Genomic DNA, 18,997 nt, shown 5'->3' on the forward strand with positions numbered 1-18,997 from the left:
CGCGGGGTCGTCGTCCTGCGCTCAACGCGTGATGAACGTCCTTCGAGATGTGGACCCATGGCTCCAGGAGAAGCTTCCGTTGCCGAGGCCGGGCCAATGCTGCACAAGGCCTTCGATCTCTTGCTCGAGCCCGAGTCCTGTCCCGCGGCCGGCGTCATTCGTATCGACGAAAATCTGTTTGCGGTCGGGCGGTTTGAAGCGCCTTTCGCCTGTTACGAAGCCGACGCCGTTGCGCAGTTGTCGCGGCGTCACGCACGGATCTTTATCGAGAACGGCGCAGTATACGCGGCCGACCTTGGCAGCAAGAACGGCACGACGGTGAACGGTGTGTTGCTGCGCGAGAAGCCCATGCGGCTGCAGAGCGGCGACGTCATAGGCTTTGGCGGCAAGCTCACGTTCCGGGTGCGGATGGAGCCGCGCGCGGTAGCGCGGGCCTATGCAGCGCAACCGGTGCACCTGACGCTCACGCCGGAACGCGGCGACCTCGGATTGCATCCGGTCGAACTCACGGAGTTTCCGTTTCTCGTCAGCAAGGCGGACGAGACGTTCTCGCAATACAGCGACCGCTATCCTCATCAGGTTAACTACGTGTCGCGGCGGCACGCGCATATTTTTGTCAAGGCGGGCATCCCGTTTGTCGAGGATCTCGGCAGCACGAACGGAACGTTTGTCGACGGCAAACGGGTCGGCGAGATCGCCGTGCCGCTGCAAGATGGTGCATCGCTGGCGTTCGGAGGCAATCACTTCGCGTACATCGTGAGCCTGCGGCGGGAAACGGAGCCGGGTGCAATCACAACCACTACTGCCACTATCACCGCTACGGCGGCGGGTACAACCGGCCCAGCGGCTCAAGCCACGCCGGATGATCTCGACAAGACCACCTTCATCACCACCGCACATTCCTTCCTGGATATTTTCTGCGTCGACCAGGGTCAACTGTCTGACGATGAGATCAACCGCGAGACCTTGCCTGATGAACGTGTTCCGGCACGCCGCCGCTCTCGCAGCAGGTTCGTGCGCTTTGTTTCCGACCTTGGCGCGGCATTCGGCGGGGGGCAGGCAGTGGAGCGCCGGGTGCTCTTCTGCGGCCTGGCATTTGTCGCAGCAATGATCGCGATCGGCAGCGCGCTTTATTTCAGTAGCACGGCCGAGCGAAATCTGAAGAGCCTGGTCGCTCACGGCGACTATCGCAATGCCGTGAGCGTCGCGAACTCTTACCTGGGCAAACATCCTGACGATCCTCATGCGATGGTCCTGGGTACCGAAGCGCTTCTCAAGGGTTATCTGCCGGACTGGCTCGACCAGCTGAAACGCCGGAATTTCGACGGCGCACGCTCGGTCGTCTCGCAGATGGAGACACTGGCCGCGACCAACTCCGACGCGCGTTTTCTCGTCGATGAAATCGCGTGGATTGGACGGCTGGAAGCGTTCATGGCAAGCCGCGAGAGGGCGGATACCCCCATTCGCATCTATGCCGATGAGAACCGCATGAGCGAGTTGCTGGCGCAGTGGGAGCGCGACCCGAGCAGCCATCAACGGCGGCTGGACCGGATTGCGTCCACGGTACCGGCGTTCAGGGATCTGTACGCCGTTGCACTCAGTCATCTGCGCAAGCTCGAGAGTGAGGACTCGGTTTATCTGGCGGCCATCGAGCGCCTCAAGGGGAGTATTGACCGGGCGCTGGCGCCGGGCGGCGACCCTGACGCGCTAAGCGGCGAAATAGCGGATTACGCCGACAAATACCCGCGCCTGGCAGGCCTCGATCGCGTGCAGGACGATCTCCGGCAATACCTCGCGCTCAAGCACGCCGTGCAGTCGCGTCAGCTTGGTCCGCTGATCGACGCCATGCAGAAAGCGCGCTTTACCACGCCACCGTTTCAGGCACAGCGGCGCCAGCTTGAAGCGCATGGCCTGCCAACGCCGGATGTCGTGCAGCGCTACATGGCGGTGTCGGATGCATGGAGGAACGGGAAGGCGGAGCCGGCCATGACAGGGCTTCGATCGATGGCGGGTGGGCCGTGGGCCGACGCCGTCAGCGCCGAGCTCGCGCACAAGCAGGCGGTGGCCAGCCAGTTCGCGGACCTGCAAAAGTCGCGTGGCGCGCAAGGCTACGATGATCGTGTGCTGTCGTTTGACGAATCACTCGATCCTCTTGCCGATACCTGGTTCGTCAATGCGATCCAGCCGGATCTAAGCGCCGTCAGGCAGAAGGCGCTCGGGCGGGCGGACGAGTGGCTCAACCGGGCGCAGACGGCGTGGACGCAGTATCGGACCAACGGTGGGATTGGCGGCGACCAGCGGCTTGAAACCGGATTGTCGGATGGCTTCAGGAAGCAGGCGAAGCTGCTCACCGACGCGTGGTCCGGCGCGCAACGCGCCGCGCAGTTGCTTCGCCAGTTGAAGGCGGATCGCAGTGCGCTCGCCGACAAACTGCTGGCCGAAATCAACGCGGAAGTGGACCTGCAGCGGCGCTCGCTGTTGCAGTTGAGTCCTGTGCTGGATCCCGGGCTGCTGAGCGCCAAGCTGGCGCTGATCGGCGAGGATAAGTCCTCTTACAAGGGAGCGAACGGTGAAGAACGACGCGCACCCTAAACCCTTCGCCGAATCGCTCGGCGACCACAGCGTGGAGGGTATCTCCATTCTCGTGGCGGAGCCCTTGCGATTGACCCACGCACTCATCTACACCATGGTCGCCTTGGTCGTGAGCGCGCTCGTATGGTCGTTCGTCGGCCGGGCGGACGTGATCGTCACGGCGCAGGGCACACTCTCGCCCGAGTCGGAAGTGCGGCGGTTCTATGCGCCTATCGACGGCGAGTTGGCCGATGTTTATATCGCGGAGGGACAGCCGGTTTCGAAAGACGACGTAGTCGCGCGGCTCAACGCGCGGGGCGCTATCCAGGCCGCGACCAACGCGCTGGAAGCGCAGTTGAAACTCGATGACGCGGAGCGTGACTGGAAAGATTTCCCTGAGAAAAAGCTGCTGATGGAACGCAAGGCGGCGGCGCTGAAGGACCAGATGGAAGTGGAGGAGCATCTGCACCAGACACGCGTGGCCGAAGGGACCACCAAGCTGGCTGAGGGACAGAAAGCCCAACTCGCCGAGGCGCGTACCGAGCTGGACAGCGCCCGCCGCACGCGTGACGCGGCGAAGCTTGAGCTGGACCGCTACGCCCGGCTGCTGGCGTTGCCGGGCGGCGGGGGGGTGTCGGAGATCCAGGTGGAGAGCAAGCGCAACGCGTATATGGAAGCGGATAACGCGACCCGGATCGCCCAGTCAAAACTTACGGAACTCGACTTCCGCCTGAGCCACGAGTACTCCCAGGCCAAGGCGCAACTCGAAACCAGCGGCCAGGAAGCGACCAGCCTGAAGCTGCAATACGAGTCGGCCATGCGGGAGATCGCGAGCGCGGGCGACAAGCTGCGGCTGCAATTGCAAACCGCGAGACTCGTCGCCGAAGCGGCTGACCGTATCCGCTTCGAGAATATCGATAAGGATAACTTCCTGTTGATCCTGGCGCCGGTATCGGGTGTCATCACGGACGTCACGTCGACGCAACCCGGCGACAAGATCCAGGCCAACACGCCGCTTGGCGGCATCGCACCCAAGGACGCGCGGCCGGTGCTGAAGATCGAGATAGCTGAACATGACCGCGCGTTCCTGCGCGAGGGGCAGGCGGTCAAGCTCAAGTTCAATGCGTTTCCCTATCAGCGCTACGGGGTGATCGACGGCACGCTCGAATTCATCTCGCCTGCGACGAAACCGTCGCCGGAGACCAAGCAGCCGGTGTATGAAGGCCGCGTGACGCTCTCCCGCGACTATTACCAGGTGGCGGATACGCGCTACCCGCTGCGCTACGGCATGACCGCGACCGCGGAGATCGTGGTGCGCGAGCGGCGCCTGATCGATCTCGGGCTTGACCCGTTCCGGCAGGTGGCGGGGTGATGGGTCCAAGGGATGACGGGGCGGTCCTCATCGAGCGCTTTCCATGTTTAACAAGGGGCATAAGAAATGACGGCGATTGTGCGAATAGACGATGAAGTCGTCGATGCCGATGAGTTCATCCGGGTGTTGAAACTGACCGGGCAATTCGAGGGACTCGTCGAGCAGCTCGTGCGCGACAAGCTCACCGTGCGCGCGGCGAAGAAGCAGCGTGTCGACGTGTCCGAGGGCGAGATCCAGGTGCGCGCCGATCAGTTCCGGCGTGTGCGCGGCCTGCACCGCGCCGCCGACATGAACCGTTATCTCGACGCGCTCGGCGTGAATCTCGACGAGTTCGAGACGTTCATCACGGACACGCTCTATCAGGAGAAGATGCTCGAACAGATTGGCGGCGACGCCGACGTGGAGGCTTTCTTCAAGCTGAACTCACCGCGTTTCGACAGCGTGGAGATCAGTCATATCGTGCTCGAAACACCCAGTCAGGCGAAGGAAATGATTTCGTATCTGCAGGACGATCCCGACAGCTTTACGGAGATGGCGCGGGAACACTCCATAGCCGACACCCGCGAGCAAGGTGGCGTGCTGGGCAAGGTGCTGCGCGGGTCGCTCGCTCCCGAGATCGAAGCCAAGGTGTTCAATGCAGCGGCCGGCGACCTGCTCGGACCGTTCCCCACGCCCGACGGCACCGCCTACGAGATCTTTGCGGTGACGGCGAAACGTCCGGCCGAGCTGGATGCCGATGTCGCCGCCGAAATTCGCCGGTTGTTGCGCGAGCAATGGCTGCAGGCGCGGGCGCAGGAACACATTATCGAGGCGCGCTAGGGCGTCGCGGACGACAGGAGGCGAGCACATGGACGTACCGCAGAAACTCGATTCCCCGGCCGCATTCCTCGCGACCGTGGAGATCCTGTCGCCGTTCACCGCGGAGGAAATCGAACGGCTGGCCGAGCAGGCGGAGACGCGTTTTCACGCATTCGGCGAGACCGTTTGCAACGCGGGTGACATTGCGGACGGACTGTTCGTCATCAAGGCAGGCTCGGTGCGGATCTTCACGGAGGAGCACGGCAAGGAGATCAGCATGGGCGTGCGCCGCGAACGGGAAGTGTTCGCGGACATTGCCATGTTGCGCGAGTACCGGCATGAATCGTCGGTGCGTTCGTCGGGCAAGACGGAACTGCTGTTTATTCCGCGTCGCGTGATTGAGCCGATCGTGGCTAATAATCCGGCGGCGCTCGCATTCGTCACGAGCTATGTTGCGATCAGTTCGGCCGGCGGTTTTGTCGCGAAGCTCTTCGACCTGCGAGGCAAGATAGACAAGGCCGAGCTGGAGGCGTCGGTGCGCAGCGTCGGTGTGAAGCGGGTTGCCGCGGGCAAGGAGATCATCCATCAGGACGCGCGCGATGACCGGCGGCTCTATGTGGTCCGGCAGGGCGAAGTACGGATCGTCCGCAAGGAGGGCACGAGCGAGTATCTGCTTGCCACCTTGCGGGCGGGCGAGGTGTTCGGAGAGAAGGCTTGCCTGCTGCGGCAGGAGCAGCAGGCAACGGCGATCGCCAACGTGGATACACGACTGTTGGTCGTGCCCGAGAAAACCGTGCACCTCGTGCTCGAGCGCAACCCGAAGCTGCGTGAGGTGCTGGAAGACCGCATTCGTTTTACCGAGCGCGAGTTGCAGCGCCAGAAAAAGCTGGAGGAACGACGATCGTTGCCGGCCATGCTCGACCTGCACTCGAAACCGGAGCTTGGCGAGCGGGTGATACGCCGCTTCGCGTGGGTCCAGCAGGCGGAGGAGATGGATTGCGGCGCGGCGAGTCTCGCGATGATCTGCAAGCACTATGAGATCCCCATGACGCTCGGCAAGCTCCGCGAACTCGCCAACGTCACGACCCAGGGTGCGACGCTTGACAGTCTCGCGCGGGCAGGCGAGGTGTTGGGCTTTACCACGCGTGGCGTTCAATGCACCTTCGAGTCGCTGCGCGGTTTCGAACTGCCGTTTATCGTCCACTGGGAGGGATATCACTACGTGGTGGTGTATGGCATCTCCGCGAACCAGGTGTGGGTGGCGGACCCGGCAGTCGGTTTTCGCAAGATGGATGTGGAGGAATTCGAGCGCGGCTGGAGCGGCACCTGCCTGCTGTTCACGGCTGCACCCGAACTCGCGCAGGCCGCTGCCGGACGCTCGCCATGGGTGCGATTCGTCGGCTACCTGAAGCCCTACAAGAAGATCCTGGCGCACCTCTTCCTCGCCACGTTCGTGATCCAGGTGCTCGGTGTCATTCCGCCCCTGATCATCCAGAATATTCTCGACGGGGTGATCGTTCACCAGAACGTCGGGCTGCTGCATCTGCTGATTGCCGGCCTGATCATCTCCAACCTGTTCTCACAATTGATGTCGACTATCCGTGCGTATCTCGCGAACTTCATGGTTCGCAACATGGACTTCGCGATGATGTCGCAGTTCTTCCGCCATACGCTTTCGCTGCCGTTCTCGTTTTTCGCCAAACGCAAGACCGGAGATATCTTCGCGCGCTTCCAGGAGAACCACACGATCCGCGCGTTCCTCACGGAATCTACCGTGACGACCGCGCTCAACTTGCTGATGGTCTTCATCTACTTCACGATCATGTTCTTGTACAACGTGAAGATGACGCTGCTGCTGATCGGCTTTGTCATTCCGATCATGGCGGTGACCGCGCTTGCCACGCCGAAGATCAAGAACTATGCGCGCGAGGTGTTCTCCGCGTCGACCGAAGCGAAGTCCTTCTTGATGGAAGCGCTGGGCGGTGTGGAAACCATCAAGGGCATGGGCATCGAGCGCACGGTGCGGCTGAAGTGGGAAAAGAAATACGCGAAGGCGCTTGAGGTCCAGTATCGCGCGCAGGGGTTCAATATTGCGGTGTCGTTCGGAAGCCAGGTCCTGAACGCGGCCACCACGATCGCGATTCTCTGGGTCGGTGCGAACATGGTCCTCACGCACGAGATGACGATTGGCCAGTTGATCGCATTCAACGCGTTCATGGGGAGCGTGCTGACGCCGCTGATGGGGCTGATCGGTTTGTGGAGCCTGCTCAACGACGCGGGCGTAGCCATGGAGCGGCTGGGCGATGTGCTCGACATGGAGCCGGAGCAGAAGCCGGAGGATTTGCAGTCGCGCGTCATATTGCCCGACCTGCAAGGCGAGATCAGCCTGAACAACGTGTATTTTCGCTATGGCGGCGGCGACACCGAGTACGTGCTGGAAAACATCAGTTTCGACATCAAGCCGGGCGAACTGATCGCTATAGTGGGCCGCAGCGGTTCCGGCAAGACCACGCTTGCGAAGCTGCTGGTCGGCTTCTACACACCCACCGAAGGCAAGATGGTGGTGGATGGTTACGACCTGAATGTGATCGACAAGAACGTGTACCGCGCGCAGATAGGTTATGTGATGCAAAGCAACCTGCTGTTCTCCGGGACGATCGCGGAGAACGTTGCGAGCGGCGACGAAGCGCCGGACCGCCGGCGCATTGAAGAAGCCGCGAAGATGGCCGACGCGCACGCGTTCATCAGCAAGATGCCGTTGGGTTATGAGCAGATCGTGGGTGAGCGCGGCGTGGGTTTGTCGGGTGGCCAGATCCAGCGGCTGTGCATTGCACGCGCGCTTTATCACGATCCGCGCCTCCTGGTTTTCGACGAAGCGACCTCCGCACTCGACACCCAGTCGGAAAGCAATATCCTCGGCAACATGCAGGAGATCCTGAAGGGCCGCACGGCCGTGATCATTGCGCACAGGTTGAGCACGATCATGCGTGCCGACAAGATACTCGTATTGTATGAAGGAGCGATTGTCGAGCAGGGGCGTCACGATGAACTTGTCGCGCGCAAGGGCATGTACTACCAACTCGTGCAAAAACAATTGAGCACCGCATGAAGATACTCGACGATATTGAAGACCTGCCGGCCAGCCCTGCGACCTCATACGCGGCGCTCCTGGAGAAGATCGAAATTCTCCGCTCGACCTTGCGCTGGTCGTCGCGCATGGAGCGCCCGGAAATCGAGAAGCTGCTGAGGCAGGCGAGCGTGCTGCGCGACGAAGTTATGCAGTTGTCGCACAGGGAGCGCTTCGTGCAGGCGGCTGTTGCCGAGCCGCAGCGTTTGCCCGGATCGCCGCGCGAGCGCCGTGAGGCGTTGCTTGCGCGAAGCTTCGTATTTGAAGGCACTTTCGGCGACAACCCGAAATTGCTGGAGGCGCTGGAGATTGCCGAAAAGGCAGCGCCAACCGACCTTCCGGTGCTGGTGGACGGGGAGAGCGGAACGGGCAAGGAACTGATGGCGAAGGTCATTCACGCGAACGGCTCTCGCGCGGACAGGCCGTATATATCGGTAAATTGTGGCGCGATTCCGGACAACCTGCTGGAGTCCGAACTATTTGGTCACAAGAAGGGTGCATTCACCGGGGCAACGAATGACCGGAAGGGGAAGTTCGAGAGCGCGCATACCGGCACGATTTTTCTCGATGAGATCGGCGAGCTGCCCCTTAGCGGCCAGGTCAAGCTCCTGCGCGTGCTTGAAGCCCATGAGATCCAGCGCGTGGGATCCGATGAACCCATTGCCGTGGATACACGCATTGTGGCGGCGACAAATCGCAATCTGCGGCGCATGAGTGAGGAGGGGCGCTTTCGCGAGGACCTGTTCTACCGGCTCAGCGTGATCCACCTGACCTTGCCGCCGTTGCGCGAGCGGCGCGACGAGATTGCGCTGCTGCTGGCTTATTTCGGCGACGAAGCCGCGGCAACGCTCAAGCGCCAGCCGGTGAAGATGACGCTCAGGCTGCGCGAGTTCCTGCGGACCTACGATTATCCCGGCAATATCCGCGAGTTGCGCAACCTCGTCTACCGGATCGTTTGCCTGGCGCCGGAGACGGCGGACCTTGAGCATCTTCCCGTCGATATCCGTCCCGGTAATTCAACATCGGCCATGAGCGGTCTGGCCGCAAGCGCCGTTTCGCTCAGCGATGCCAAGCGCACGGCGAGCGATGAGGCAGAGCGCGCTTTTCTCGAGCGCGGCCTGCACGAAGTCGGCGGGACGGTCGCGGAATTGGCGCGACGCTTCGAGATGAACCGCTCGCATGTGCAGATGCTGTTGAAAAAGCATGGGCTGCATTCGAAGGATTTTCGCAACCACGCGGCCTCTGCCGCGCAGAAGGACAAGGCTGGCTAGAGGGTTGGATTGATCTGCGTTTTGTCGAGGCAGAAAATGTCCTCGGCCTGCGCCGCGACGACCGAGATGTTGTCGCGGCCGCCACGCTGCAGCGCGAGTTCAAGCAACTGTGCTACCGCTTGCCCGCAATCGCCGCATGCCAGGACGCCGCCCATCTCCTCGTCGCTGACTTCGTTGCTCAGGCCGTCGGTGCAGAGCAGGAAGATGTCGCCGTCATGCAGATCGATACGGTCGGCATCGAGTTCGAGTGTGTCCATGGCGCCTACCGCACGCGTGATCAGGTGTCTCCCCGGATGATTCAACGCCTCTTGCGCACTGATCTGGCCGCGGGCCTTCAGTTCCTCGACCTGGCTGTGATCTCGCGTCAATTGCCGCAAGCAGCCTTGCCTCGAAAGATAGAGCCGGCTGTCGCCTGCCCAGACATAGCCGCAGGACCGCTCGCTCGCCAGCAGAAGGACCACGGTGCTGCCGATCCGGCGCACTTGGCGCCGCGCGGCTTCCGAGCGCAACTCCGCGTTCACGGCGAGGAGCCGCTCCCGCGCTTCGCGCATGCGTTCGTCGAGCGTGACGGGTCTGCCGGGTGCGGGCGAGCGCTCCAGCGAGTCGATCACCATCCGGCTCGCCACGTCGCCCACTGCGTGACCGCCCATGCCATCAGCGACGGCCCACAGGCCGTGTTCGGGCATTTCGAGGCAGGTGTCTTCGTTGATCTCGCGTACGAGACCAACGTCGGTGCGAGCGGCCGATGTCCATCGAAACTCACCAGTGTTGTTCACAAGACCTCCGATGTCTGCTGCGGCGAGTGTTTCCTCGCCGAAGGGGTGCCGCATTAGCGGCGAGACAGAACCGGCTGCTTCAGGCGTGCTTCATATGTCCTTCCGGGTACCGCGTCCTGCTTCAGGCAGCGTGGTTGAGGCTGCGCTCGTTCGGGTTGACCGAGATGTTGGAGTTCGAGCCCGTGTTGTTCACGTTGGTGGTCTGGAACTGATTGATCATCTGATCAGCATAGAAGTTGTTATTGGTTTCGTACAGGTTCACGACCGGCCCTATCGAGGGTTGCGATGCGACGTACGGTGTGATCCAGCCATACACCCAGGGCGCACCACCCCCGTGGATACAGGTCATCGCTTCGCGATCGAGCGTGAGATCGCAGGGAAGGTCTTCAATGGCGATTGCAGTCATGGTGAGGCTCCGGTGGTCTTGCCTGGTTAGTGAATGTGCTTCTGGATGTGCTTCTTTATGCAAGGCGCATGCCGACAGCGGAGCCGTGGTGGTGCTTTTCCCGCCGGGCCTTTCGGCATGGGGATTTGAGTCATATCGCGTGGCATGCGGTCGCCCCCTGGCCGATGAATCTGGTTGGACCGGAGCCAACATCCAGGGCCGTTCAGTCGTCGCAATACCAACACTCGCGGATCACGTTGGCCGGAACGTAGCGTCGCATCTTCGTGGCTGATGTGAGGAAACGAAGCAAAAACCGAAGCAAAAAAACGCAGCAAGGACAGCGGCGTTTTGAGTACGCGTGGCTCGCTAATACCAGTCCGCCGACCTGTCGCGCCTCGCGGGTTTCATAGCCTGTCGAGCGATGGGTTTGATCCAACACATCGCCCGAAAAAGTGTTGGGTCTCTCATCGCCTTTACGCCGCCTTCAACTCCATCATTTCCTTCTCTCCCTTGTCACACAAGGCGGTACGCGCATTGGCCCGGTTGATGCAATGACTTGATCAACCGCCGGCTTACATGCAACACCCCGGCTTCCACGCTTCCAGGAGAAACCGGTCATGTCGGGCAATCAATCATCCAGGCTTTGTGCTCGACCAGGCCGCTCAACTCCCGACATCGCCATCGACCGCGAACCCGTCTCCGGTGCTCATCTCGTGACGCAACGCCCGGGTTACGAGCATCACGGCATCTATGTCGGCAATGGCCGCGTCGTGCACTACGCGGGCTTTGGCCGCTCGATGCATCGCGGTCCGATTGAAGAGACCACGCTTGAACGCTTCGCCGCAGGGCGCGAGATCCGTGTTCGCGTACATCCCACGGCGATGTTCACCGGACAGGATGCGGTCCGCCGGGTTCGCTCAAGACTGGGTGAAGACCATTACCGGCTGCTTAGCAACAACTGCGAGCACCTGTGTGCGTGGGCGCTTTTCGGCGAGAACCGCAGTTCGCAAGTGGAGGCCTGTCTTTCTCACCCGGGTCTCGCATGCCGCGTGGCAATAGCCATGCTCAAAGGCTGGATAGCGGCGAGGGGTCGTGGCGGCCTGCTCGCAGCTTGAACCTGTTCACTGTCACCATCGAGGAGAAACATCATGAACACCCAACCTGCCCAACGTAATTCACTGCGCCGGATAGTCGACAAATGGCTCGCGCCAACACCCGCCGCACCGGTTCGCGATATCCGCCTGTTCCGTATGCCGGCGAACCATGTCCGCTATGTCCGCGTGGAAGCGCTTCGACCGACCGGCGTGCTCGCGCTGTTTTTCTTCCGTCACGACGACGGATCGTGGCAAGTGTTTCCGCCCGAAGCCGCACGCATGACGATGAGCCCACGCCGCCTGGCAATGTGATGCGTGGCGCGATGCGCTTGCCGCGGGGCTGGAACAACGCGTTTAAGCACCGCGTCGTCCCAAAGTGTAGGAGCGATGTGCACGACGAGCGCACCATTTCGCCCTGCGATCTTCATTTCTGCCGTGCCGCCCCGCAAGGAGTCACGGGCATACCGGTTTTGATATCGGTATCGTTAAAAAACTGATTGGAAAGGAATCGGCGGCTTCCTTAATATCCACTCGAATATTAAAACTCCGAGACACCGCCGCTTCAATGAAACGCGAATCGCACGTCCACCCGCTATTCGAGTGCTATGTCCACGGCGGCCGGGCGACGAGCGCAACCGTGAGTCGTCTTATCCCTTCTTCCGCTTTCGACGACCCCGTTGGCGACTACGCTCACGCGCCGCCTCTCACCAGGGAAATGGGATCCACCGTACGCGCAACCTCGCTGAAATACACGCGGCGCCTCCAGCGCAATAGCGTCAGCGGCGTGCCCATGGCCCGCCCGCCGACGACTGCCGCACAGCGCTGCAGCAGCATCGCGCACGGCGCCCGCAACAGCCTCGCCGGCTAAAGATTAACCAGCAGGACCGCAAGAAGGGGCGAACGGGCTGGCAAGCCTGCGCTCCGCTGCAGAACACTCAAGCCATGCAGCCTTTATTCCACCAGGAGACGCCACCATGAATCACAAGCTTCGCCGTTTGACCTTGTCCGCTATTGCAGCCACGGTGCTCGGCATTCCGTTCGCATCGCAAATGTCCGCTCACGCCGACGAGCCGTTGAAAGTTGGTTTCCTCGTCAAGATGCCGGAACAGGCATGGTTCATCAATGAGCAGAAAGCGGCGACGGCTCTCGGGCAGAAGGAAAAATTCTCGGTGGTGAACATCGGTACGCCGGACGGTGAGAAGGTGCTTTCCGCTATCGACAATCTGGGCGCGCAAGGCGCGCAGGGCTTCGTGATCTGCGCGCCCGACGTGCGCCTTGGACCGGCTATCGAGGCACGCGCGAAACGCTACAACATGAAGTTCGTGACGGTGGATGACCAGCTCGTTGACTCAAGCGGCAAGCCGTTGGCGAACGTGCCGCACCTTGGCATGTCCGCGTTCAAGATCGGCAATCAGGTAGGCACCGCGATCTCCGATGAAATGAAAAAGCGCGGCTGGAAACCTGAAGAAGTCGGCGCGCTGCGTATTACGGATTACGAACTGCCCACGGCGAAGCAACGCACGGATGGCGCGACGGAGACGCTGCTGGCTGGCGGCTTCAAGAAGGAAAACATCTTCGACGCTCCGCAAAAAACCACCGATGACGAAGGCGGTTTCAACGCCGCGTCGCCCGTGTTGTCGCAGCATCCGAACATCAAGAAGTGGGTGATCTACGGCCTCAACGAAGAGACCGTGCTGGGCGCCGTGCGCGCCACCGAGCAACTGCATATTGCGTCCGCGGATGTGATCGGCGTGGGCATCAATGGCGCAGGCGAAGCATTCGCCGAGTTCCAGAAGAAGGAACAAACGGGTTTCTACGGCACCATCGCGGTGAGTTCGACGAACCACGGCAAGGACAGCACGCAGAACCTCGTCGACTGGATCAAGACCGGCAAGCAGCCGCCTGCTGATACGCAGACCACAGGCAAGCTGATGGTCCGCAGCAACTGGCAGGATGTGCGCAAGGAACTGGGTATCTGAGCGTTTCGCGACGGGCGTCGTGCAGCTCGATGATCGTTGTGATCGTTGACTTGCGCAACGCCCCGATTCAGTTTTCAACGAGGAACGCTCAATGATGGATACCGCAGTGGCCACGGCCGCGCCTTATCTTTTGCTCGACAACATCACCGTGCGCTTTCCCGGCGTGCTTGCGCTCGATTCGGTGTCGCTGGGTGTGCGCACCGGGGAAGTCCATGGGTTGATGGGAGAAAACGGCGCGGGTAAATCCACTTTGCTCAAGGTGCTCTCGGGCGTTAATTCAACAAGCGGCGGCAGCTTGTCGCTGGACGGCGTGGAGCAGCAGTTCACGACCACCAAGGCGGCAATTGAAGCTGGTATTGCAATCATTTATCAGGAATTGCATCTCGTCCCGGAGTTGACCGTGGCCGAGAACCTGATGCTCGGCGCCATGCCAAGCCGCTTTGGTGTGCTCGACGAAAAAGCGCTGGTGAAGCGCGCGATCAGCGAGCTGGATCGACTGGGGGAAAAGATCGATCCCAACATGCAGGTCAAGCATTTGTCGATCGGGCAGCGGCAGATGATCGAGATCGGCAAGGCGTTGATGCGCAACGCCCGCGTGATTGCCTTCGATGAACCCACGAGTTCGCTGTCGTCGCGCGAGACGGAGCAACTGTTCAAGATCATCCGTGCGCTCAAGGAGGAAGGGCGCGCGATTATCTATGTGACGCACCGGATGGACGAGGTGTATGCGCTCTGTGATCGCGTGACGGTGTTTCGCGATGGCCGTCGCATCGAGACCTTCGAGGAAGTCGATGGACTCGAGCGTGACCGGCTGATCAGTTGCATGGTCGGACGCTCGATCCATGACGTGTACGGATACCGCACACGCGATATAGGCGACGTGCAACTCGATGTCCAGGGACTGATGGGACCGGGCCTTGCGGAGCCGGCCTCGTTCAGCGTGCGCAAGGGCGAGATAGTCGGGTTCTTTGGGCTCGTTGGCGCCGGACGTTCCGAGCTGATGAAGCTGATCTACGGCGCGGTGAAACCGGTTGCCGGACAGATCGTCCTCAAGGGGACGCGACGCAAGTTCAGGTCGCCGCGCGATGCGGTGCGTGCAGGGGTGGCGCTTTGTCCGGAGGACCGCAAGCAAGAGGGCATTGTCGCGATTGCTTCGGTGTCCGACAACCTGAACATGAGTTGCCGGCGGCATTTCAGCCCGTTCAACATACTGAATAGCCGCAAGGAAAGCGCGACCACGACCGACTACATCGCGAAACTTGCCATCAAGACACGCAACGGCAACACGCCTATTGGCACGCTCTCGGGCGGCAATCAGCAGAAGGTCATTCTCTCGCGCTGGCTGGCGGAAGAGATCGACGTGTTCCTGATGGATGAGCCCACGCGCGGTATCGATGTCGGCGCGCGCAGCGAGATCTATGGCCTGCTGTATGGCCTCGCGGAAGCCGGGCGCACAGTAATCGTGGTGTCGAGCGATCTGGCCGAAGTGATTGGCGTGGCGGATCGCGTGATGGTGATGCGCGAAGGAAAGATAGTCGGCAATTTGCCCAAGGCGCAGGCCACGCCGGATCAACTGATCAAGCTTGCGCTCCCCGGCTGACGGCCGCGACCACTGGCTCAAAGACTACCTGCGGCGTGTGTCAATGCGCTGCGAACGAAAGAGACATCATGCAAATTACTCCTGTCACCAATCAGTCGAACCCTGCCGAAAGCACAGGCACTCGCGCCCGTGCTGCACGAACCTGGGATCTCATCAACAAGTCGGGCATCGTCATGGTGTTCGTCATCCTGTTCGTGGCCTTGTCCTTTACCGTGCCGGGTTTCATCAGTTCGCGCAACATCCAGGGCCTGCTGCTGTCGGTCACGCTGATCGGCTCCATCTCCGTCACCATGATGTTTGTGCTCGCGCTCGGTGAAGTCGATTTGTCGGTGGCATCCATCGTCGCGTTTGCCGGCGTGGTGGCGTCCACGCTGATCACGGCCACGCACAGCGTCACGCTCGGAATTGCGGGCGGCGTGCTGGCGGGCGGGGCGGTCGGGCTCGTGAACGGCGTGCTGATCGCGCGCTGGAAGATCAACTCGCTGATCGTCACGCTAGCCATGATGGAAGTCGTGCGCGGGCTGGCTTACATCACGTCGAACGGCGACGCCGTGATGATCTCCGAAGAACGTTTCTTCGATCTGGGCGGCGGTTCGTTCCTTGGGATCTCGTATCCGATCTGGTCGAACATCGTTGGTTTTGTGCTGTTTGGTTTTCTGTTGAAGAAGACGGTCTTCGGCAAGAACGTGCTGGCGGTAGGCGGTAATAGCGAGGCGGCGTTGCTGGCGGGTTTGCCGGTCATGCGCATCAAGATCACGGTGTTCGTGCTGCAAGGGCTTGTGACCGGATTTGCGGGCGTGATGCTGGCATCGCGCATGAGTCTTGGGGATCCAAAGACGTCGGTCGGGCTGGAGCTTGGGGTGATTTCAGCCTGCGTGCTGGGCGGTGTTTCACTGACGGGCGGCGTGGCCACTATTTCCGGCGTGCTGGTCGGGGTGCTGATCATGGGCTCGGTGCAGGACGCAATGAGTCTCATGAATGTACCGACCTTCTATCAGTATCTGATTCGCGGCGGGATCTTGCTGTTGGCCGTGTTGTTCGATCAGTACCGGAGGAGTAAGCGCGTGGCTTGATTTCAAAAGCAACCAGGTGCCAGCTAACAACAAAATGCCCCGTCCAAACGGTTCAACTGTATAAGCGGGGCCGTAGACCGAAGTGGCAGCGAGGTCAGCTGAAGCTGTCCGTCTTAAGGTCAGCGAGTGCGACGAAATGCCATTGCTTTCCTTCCAGGTCATAGACCGCGATCTGGTTAATGTCAGCGCTAAATGCCTTGCACCTTGCGGGAACATTTTGCATGGCTAACGCTACCTCTTGATCCAGACGCTGTTCACCCCACTTCATGCTTTCTGCCAGCGATTCCGAGTACGCAAAAAGTCCCGCTTTCTCGTGGAAAAGGTCGATCTGCTTGCGATTTCTCGCGTCTAGGGTGAATTCGATGTCTTCCATATCGGCGGCAGCAACGGCGAGCGTTTGCAGCGCCATGTACCCGACCAAATCACCGCTCGGTTTCGCAAGTAACTTGCCGTCGCAAGCAGCCCAGCCCAGGTGCAGCCCGACGTTGAGTTGGCCTCCGAGGTTGGAAACCATCTCGCGAGGATCGAACGTCGACGCGTCGACGACGCGACATGGCTTGCCGGGTCTTGAATCATAGGCAGCTTCGATCCAGGCATCAAAGGGCGACAGATACGTGAGCATCGCGTCACCTTCGGGCGTCGGATAGCACGAAACGCGAACGTAGTTAGCGGCGCCGGGTTTGGGCGCAAACGTCACCAACACGAACATAGTTGGATTAGTGTGGAAGACACGGCCGCACAAACGGCGGGGAGCTTTGTTTTCATTTTTCGGTTGAGTCGGTCGTTAGAGCGTCACAGCAGTTGTTCGGACAACCCGGATTCAAATCAATAAACACCGCCGTGGCCTTATCGCCATTCATTTCGGCCATATAAGCGGTGTTTACATAGCGCTTTACGTCGGACGATGTTTTGCTGATATCAAATAGATCTGTCAGCGTTTTCACCTTGTTTGCGCGCTGCGTGGCTAATTGCAACGGGTTCGCTTCGTTCGGCGCAGCGGTTCCAACTACGGTCGTCCACAGCCGTATTGGATAGCGGATTTTCATATCGGCCGACCACGAAGCTAGAGCAACAATCGAACTAGAGTGAATCGTGGAAGAATTTTTCTCGAACATTACTGTCATATACTGCGCCGGCTGATTTTGAGGTCCGACACACGCAAAGGCAGGAACTGCAAAAGTGCCGAAAACGATCACGGCTGCTGTATCGAACATTTTCGCCATAAACGATGTACCCGCTGCACGGCCGCATGAACGGCTAGGGCCCCTGTTTGTCATTTCTTGGTTAGATCGGTTGTTAGAGCGTCACAACAGTCGTTCGGACATGCGGGTATAAAAGATAGACCGCCTGACTGCGCATCCTCAGCGCGCTCGGTAACCCCGCCGGGGAGTTGAATCGTTGGCTCGATGCTTGTCTCAATGCGGGTTCTAGCCAATCCCAACTTCACGGCCCTTGATGCGATGGTTAGTGAGCGTCGAGTAGCCAGTTCCAACGGGGATTGCTCGTAGTTGGCCGCCGAAGCCGATACTACGGTTCCCCATTGCAGCGGGTACTTGGCGGTCATATCGCTCGCCCACTGAGTGAATCGCAACAAGTCGGCGGACGTCAATGTCGAGACATTCCGTTCGAACTGAAACGAAATAGTTTCGGGGTGCTGGTTGATTGACACGCATGCGAACGTTGGGACTGCGCCCGCAAATACGAGTGCACACAGCAGCGTCCTAGCGATCGAATGTGATACATGCGGTAGTGTTGTCCGCATTACGGTTCGCCTTTGTTTCGCGGCGGACGGCCGCGCGAACGGCGGGGAGCTTTGTTTTTCATCGTTTCGTCGCGTCGCGCGTTGGCGCATTACAGCATTTATTCGGGCACTGAGGCTCGAACGAAATCTCTATTCTTCGTCCGTTTTCCACGTCGCCCTTGTTGTAAACGCGCGTGCTGGTATGGATTGGCGCCTTGGTGAAACCCATATTCACCAACAATTGCTCGCCAAGCAGCATACGAGCCCTCGCTGTTGCGCTAGCATCGCGCTCTGTACTGTCGGCGTGCCCACTGAGTGCCGTTGCCTCTTCGCTCTGGTGTCGTTCATAAGTTACTTTCTGGTCAGCGACCCAATGAGCGAGGCGCACAATTTCACTGTTAGGGAGTTGCGCCGAGTTTTGTGCGAAGTACAAGTCAATGTTTTCACTTGCCACGCAGGCAAAGGCCTGGAATGCGGTCAATGAAAGTGCCAAGACAAAGTATTTAAGCTTCATAGATGACATATCCTGCGATGCTGTCGGCGTTGTCGAGGGTTAGCTCTGGGTTAGTTTTGGCAAGCTGCAATGATTTGGACATGAAATATATGTGATCCTGCGTTCCAAAAGTGTCTTTGAAATGGCTGACCTCGTGGATCAACGTCGAGACCATCGAGTCTTTATCCCACGAGAACTCACGCATCGAGCAGAAATCGATGTGGATGTAGATCGTGTGGGTGCTGGTGTCGGGGCCGCAGACATCGGCGACCACGCCCGTAGGGTTCTTCATGTTTGGTGCGCAGCCAAGATGCTTGACCATCTCGTCGGAGTATCGAACGAAGTTCTTGGGCGCAAGTTCGTGCAGCACCCGTGCTATCGCCGTGAGGCCATTTATAAGCCGTTCGCGGGCGCCACCGTCGCTGGACCCAAACCATAACGCGACGCGAGCCTGGTCTTTTGCGGTCCAGCGCCTTAAATCCGAGAGCCTTGTCTCTACATGCGCTATCGCTCTATCGCGATTCTTCAGAACCATCTTTCGGAACTCGGCGTCCGTCATGTTCGGGCATATCGGCGGCCCATCAAGATCAAGAAAGATATCAATGTTCGAATCTGGTATGCGGTTTGTCGTTGCTCTACCGATCTCAACCCAATTTCCATCTGCCATAGGTGTCTCCCAGTGTTGAATTTCTAGAGCGGTTTTCAAAGAGCGATTTC

General features: G+C 60.0%; 17 protein-coding genes. 11 read left to right on the forward strand and 6 right to left on the reverse strand.

Annotated elements, in window-relative coordinates; genetic code table 11:
- Window positions 1-57 precede the first annotated feature (57 nt).
- The 5 genes from AWB69_RS32240 (at window position 58) to AWB69_RS32260 (ending at window position 9,139) form a co-directional block, all read left to right on the forward strand.
- A complete protein-coding gene (locus tag AWB69_RS32240; protein ID WP_062090877.1) occupies window positions 58-2,592 on the forward strand; it encodes an FHA domain-containing protein in 2,535 nt (844 codons plus the stop codon).
- Window positions 2,570-3,943, forward strand: a complete 1,374-nt coding sequence (locus AWB69_RS32245) for an HlyD family efflux transporter periplasmic adaptor subunit (RefSeq protein WP_062090878.1) — start codon at window positions 2,570-2,572, stop codon at window positions 3,941-3,943. The genes AWB69_RS32240 and AWB69_RS32245 overlap by 23 nt, the downstream gene beginning before the upstream one ends.
- 66 nt (window positions 3,944-4,009) lie before the next feature.
- Complete coding sequence (locus tag AWB69_RS32250) at window positions 4,010-4,762, forward strand: peptidylprolyl isomerase (RefSeq protein ID WP_062090879.1); 753 nt, start codon at window positions 4,010-4,012, stop codon at window positions 4,760-4,762.
- A gap of 28 nt (window positions 4,763-4,790) precedes the next feature.
- Window positions 4,791-7,850 (forward strand): peptidase domain-containing ABC transporter, encoded by a 3,060-nt coding sequence (locus AWB69_RS32255; RefSeq protein WP_062090880.1) that lies wholly within the window; start codon window positions 4,791-4,793, stop codon window positions 7,848-7,850.
- Window positions 7,847-9,139, forward strand: coding sequence for a sigma-54 interaction domain-containing protein (locus AWB69_RS32260; RefSeq protein ID WP_062090881.1), 1,293 nt, complete (start codon window positions 7,847-7,849; stop codon window positions 9,137-9,139). Before AWB69_RS32255 ends, AWB69_RS32260 begins: the two co-directional genes overlap by 4 nt.
- Here the strand turns inward: AWB69_RS32260 and AWB69_RS32265 are convergent.
- Both AWB69_RS32265 and AWB69_RS32270 read right to left on the reverse strand, forming a co-directional pair.
- A complete protein-coding gene (locus AWB69_RS32265) occupies window positions 9,136-9,915 on the reverse strand; it encodes a PP2C family protein-serine/threonine phosphatase (RefSeq protein WP_062090908.1) in 780 nt (259 codons plus the stop codon). The genes AWB69_RS32260 and AWB69_RS32265 overlap by 4 nt on opposite strands.
- A gap of 121 nt (window positions 9,916-10,036) precedes the next feature.
- Window positions 10,037-10,321 carry a hypothetical protein gene (locus AWB69_RS32270; RefSeq protein WP_062090882.1) on the reverse strand — a complete coding sequence of 95 codons (285 nt, stop codon included), beginning with the start codon at window positions 10,319-10,321 and terminating at the stop codon, window positions 10,037-10,039.
- A gap of 596 nt (window positions 10,322-10,917) precedes the next feature.
- Here AWB69_RS32270 and AWB69_RS32275 point away from each other — a divergent pair.
- From AWB69_RS32275 to araH, 6 genes are all read left to right on the forward strand, one after another.
- Entirely contained in the window at window positions 10,918-11,415 is a 498-nt protein-coding gene (locus tag AWB69_RS32275) for a lecithin retinol acyltransferase family protein (protein WP_062090883.1), read from the forward strand.
- Between the two features lie 33 nt (window positions 11,416-11,448).
- Window positions 11,449-11,706, forward strand: a complete 258-nt coding sequence (locus AWB69_RS32280; protein WP_062090884.1) for a hypothetical protein — start codon at window positions 11,449-11,451, stop codon at window positions 11,704-11,706.
- A gap of 253 nt (window positions 11,707-11,959) precedes the next feature.
- Complete coding sequence (locus AWB69_RS32285) at window positions 11,960-12,262, forward strand: hypothetical protein (protein ID WP_062090885.1); 303 nt, start codon at window positions 11,960-11,962, stop codon at window positions 12,260-12,262.
- Window positions 12,263-12,368: 106 nt separating this feature from the next.
- Window positions 12,369-13,373 (forward strand): arabinose ABC transporter substrate-binding protein, encoded by a 1,005-nt coding sequence (locus AWB69_RS32290; RefSeq protein ID WP_062090886.1) that lies wholly within the window; start codon window positions 12,369-12,371, stop codon window positions 13,371-13,373.
- Window positions 13,374-13,464: 91 nt separating this feature from the next.
- Window positions 13,465-14,973, forward strand: coding sequence for an L-arabinose ABC transporter ATP-binding protein AraG (gene araG / locus AWB69_RS32295; protein ID WP_062090887.1), 1,509 nt, complete (start codon window positions 13,465-13,467; stop codon window positions 14,971-14,973).
- Between the two features lie 68 nt (window positions 14,974-15,041).
- Complete coding sequence (gene araH / locus AWB69_RS32300; RefSeq protein ID WP_062090888.1) at window positions 15,042-16,046, forward strand: L-arabinose ABC transporter permease AraH; 1,005 nt, start codon at window positions 15,042-15,044, stop codon at window positions 16,044-16,046.
- A gap of 94 nt (window positions 16,047-16,140) precedes the next feature.
- On the opposite strand, the gene AWB69_RS32305 is transcribed toward araH, so the two are convergent.
- The 4 genes from AWB69_RS32305 to AWB69_RS32320 all read right to left on the reverse strand — a co-directional run bounded on the left by AWB69_RS32305 (window position 16,141) and on the right by AWB69_RS32320 (window position 18,947).
- Window positions 16,141-16,668, reverse strand: coding sequence for a hypothetical protein (locus tag AWB69_RS32305; protein ID WP_156529033.1), 528 nt, complete (start codon window positions 16,666-16,668; stop codon window positions 16,141-16,143).
- Between the two features lie 139 nt (window positions 16,669-16,807).
- The gene (locus AWB69_RS32310) at window positions 16,808-17,260 is read right to left on the reverse strand and encodes a hypothetical protein (RefSeq protein ID WP_156529034.1); all 453 of its coding nucleotides are present in this window, start codon (window positions 17,258-17,260) and stop codon (window positions 16,808-16,810) included.
- 606 nt (window positions 17,261-17,866) lie between these two features.
- The gene (locus AWB69_RS32315; protein WP_062090891.1) at window positions 17,867-18,301 is read right to left on the reverse strand and encodes a hypothetical protein; all 435 of its coding nucleotides are present in this window, start codon (window positions 18,299-18,301) and stop codon (window positions 17,867-17,869) included.
- Entirely contained in the window at window positions 18,291-18,947 is a 657-nt protein-coding gene (locus AWB69_RS32320) for a M35 family metallo-endopeptidase (RefSeq protein WP_062090892.1), read from the reverse strand. Before AWB69_RS32320 ends, AWB69_RS32315 begins: the two co-directional genes overlap by 11 nt.
- Window positions 18,948-18,997: the final 50 nt, after the last annotated feature.

Origin of the sequence: Caballeronia udeis, assembly GCF_001544555.2 — a bacterium.
GTDB lineage: Bacteria > Pseudomonadota > Gammaproteobacteria > Burkholderiales > Burkholderiaceae > Caballeronia > Caballeronia udeis.

Coding starts and splice junctions, on each gene's coding strand:
- AWB69_RS32310 (WP_156529034.1), bottom strand. CDS start 17,260: ATGTTCGATACAGCAGCCGTGATCGTTTTCGGCACTTTTGCAGTTCCT.
- AWB69_RS32280 (WP_062090884.1), top strand. CDS start 11,449: ATGAACACCCAACCTGCCCAACGTAATTCACTGCGCCGGATAGTCGAC.
- AWB69_RS32285 (WP_062090885.1), top strand. CDS start 11,960: ATGAAACGCGAATCGCACGTCCACCCGCTATTCGAGTGCTATGTCCAC.
- araG (WP_062090887.1), top strand. CDS start 13,465: ATGATGGATACCGCAGTGGCCACGGCCGCGCCTTATCTTTTGCTCGAC.
- AWB69_RS32320 (WP_062090892.1), bottom strand. CDS start 18,947: ATGGCAGATGGAAATTGGGTTGAGATCGGTAGAGCAACGACAAACCGC.
- AWB69_RS32255 (WP_062090880.1), top strand. CDS start 4,791: ATGGACGTACCGCAGAAACTCGATTCCCCGGCCGCATTCCTCGCGACC.
- AWB69_RS32275 (WP_062090883.1), top strand. CDS start 10,918: ATGTCGGGCAATCAATCATCCAGGCTTTGTGCTCGACCAGGCCGCTCA.
- AWB69_RS32250 (WP_062090879.1), top strand. CDS start 4,010: ATGACGGCGATTGTGCGAATAGACGATGAAGTCGTCGATGCCGATGAG.
- AWB69_RS32240 (WP_062090877.1), top strand. CDS start 58: ATGGCTCCAGGAGAAGCTTCCGTTGCCGAGGCCGGGCCAATGCTGCAC.
- AWB69_RS32290 (WP_062090886.1), top strand. CDS start 12,369: ATGAATCACAAGCTTCGCCGTTTGACCTTGTCCGCTATTGCAGCCACG.
- AWB69_RS32315 (WP_062090891.1), bottom strand. CDS start 18,301: ATGAAGCTTAAATACTTTGTCTTGGCACTTTCATTGACCGCATTCCAG.
- AWB69_RS32260 (WP_062090881.1), top strand. CDS start 7,847: ATGAAGATACTCGACGATATTGAAGACCTGCCGGCCAGCCCTGCGACC.
- AWB69_RS32270 (WP_062090882.1), bottom strand. CDS start 10,321: ATGACTGCAATCGCCATTGAAGACCTTCCCTGCGATCTCACGCTCGAT.
- araH (WP_062090888.1), top strand. CDS start 15,042: ATGCAAATTACTCCTGTCACCAATCAGTCGAACCCTGCCGAAAGCACA.
- AWB69_RS32305 (WP_156529033.1), bottom strand. CDS start 16,668: ATGCTCACGTATCTGTCGCCCTTTGATGCCTGGATCGAAGCTGCCTAT.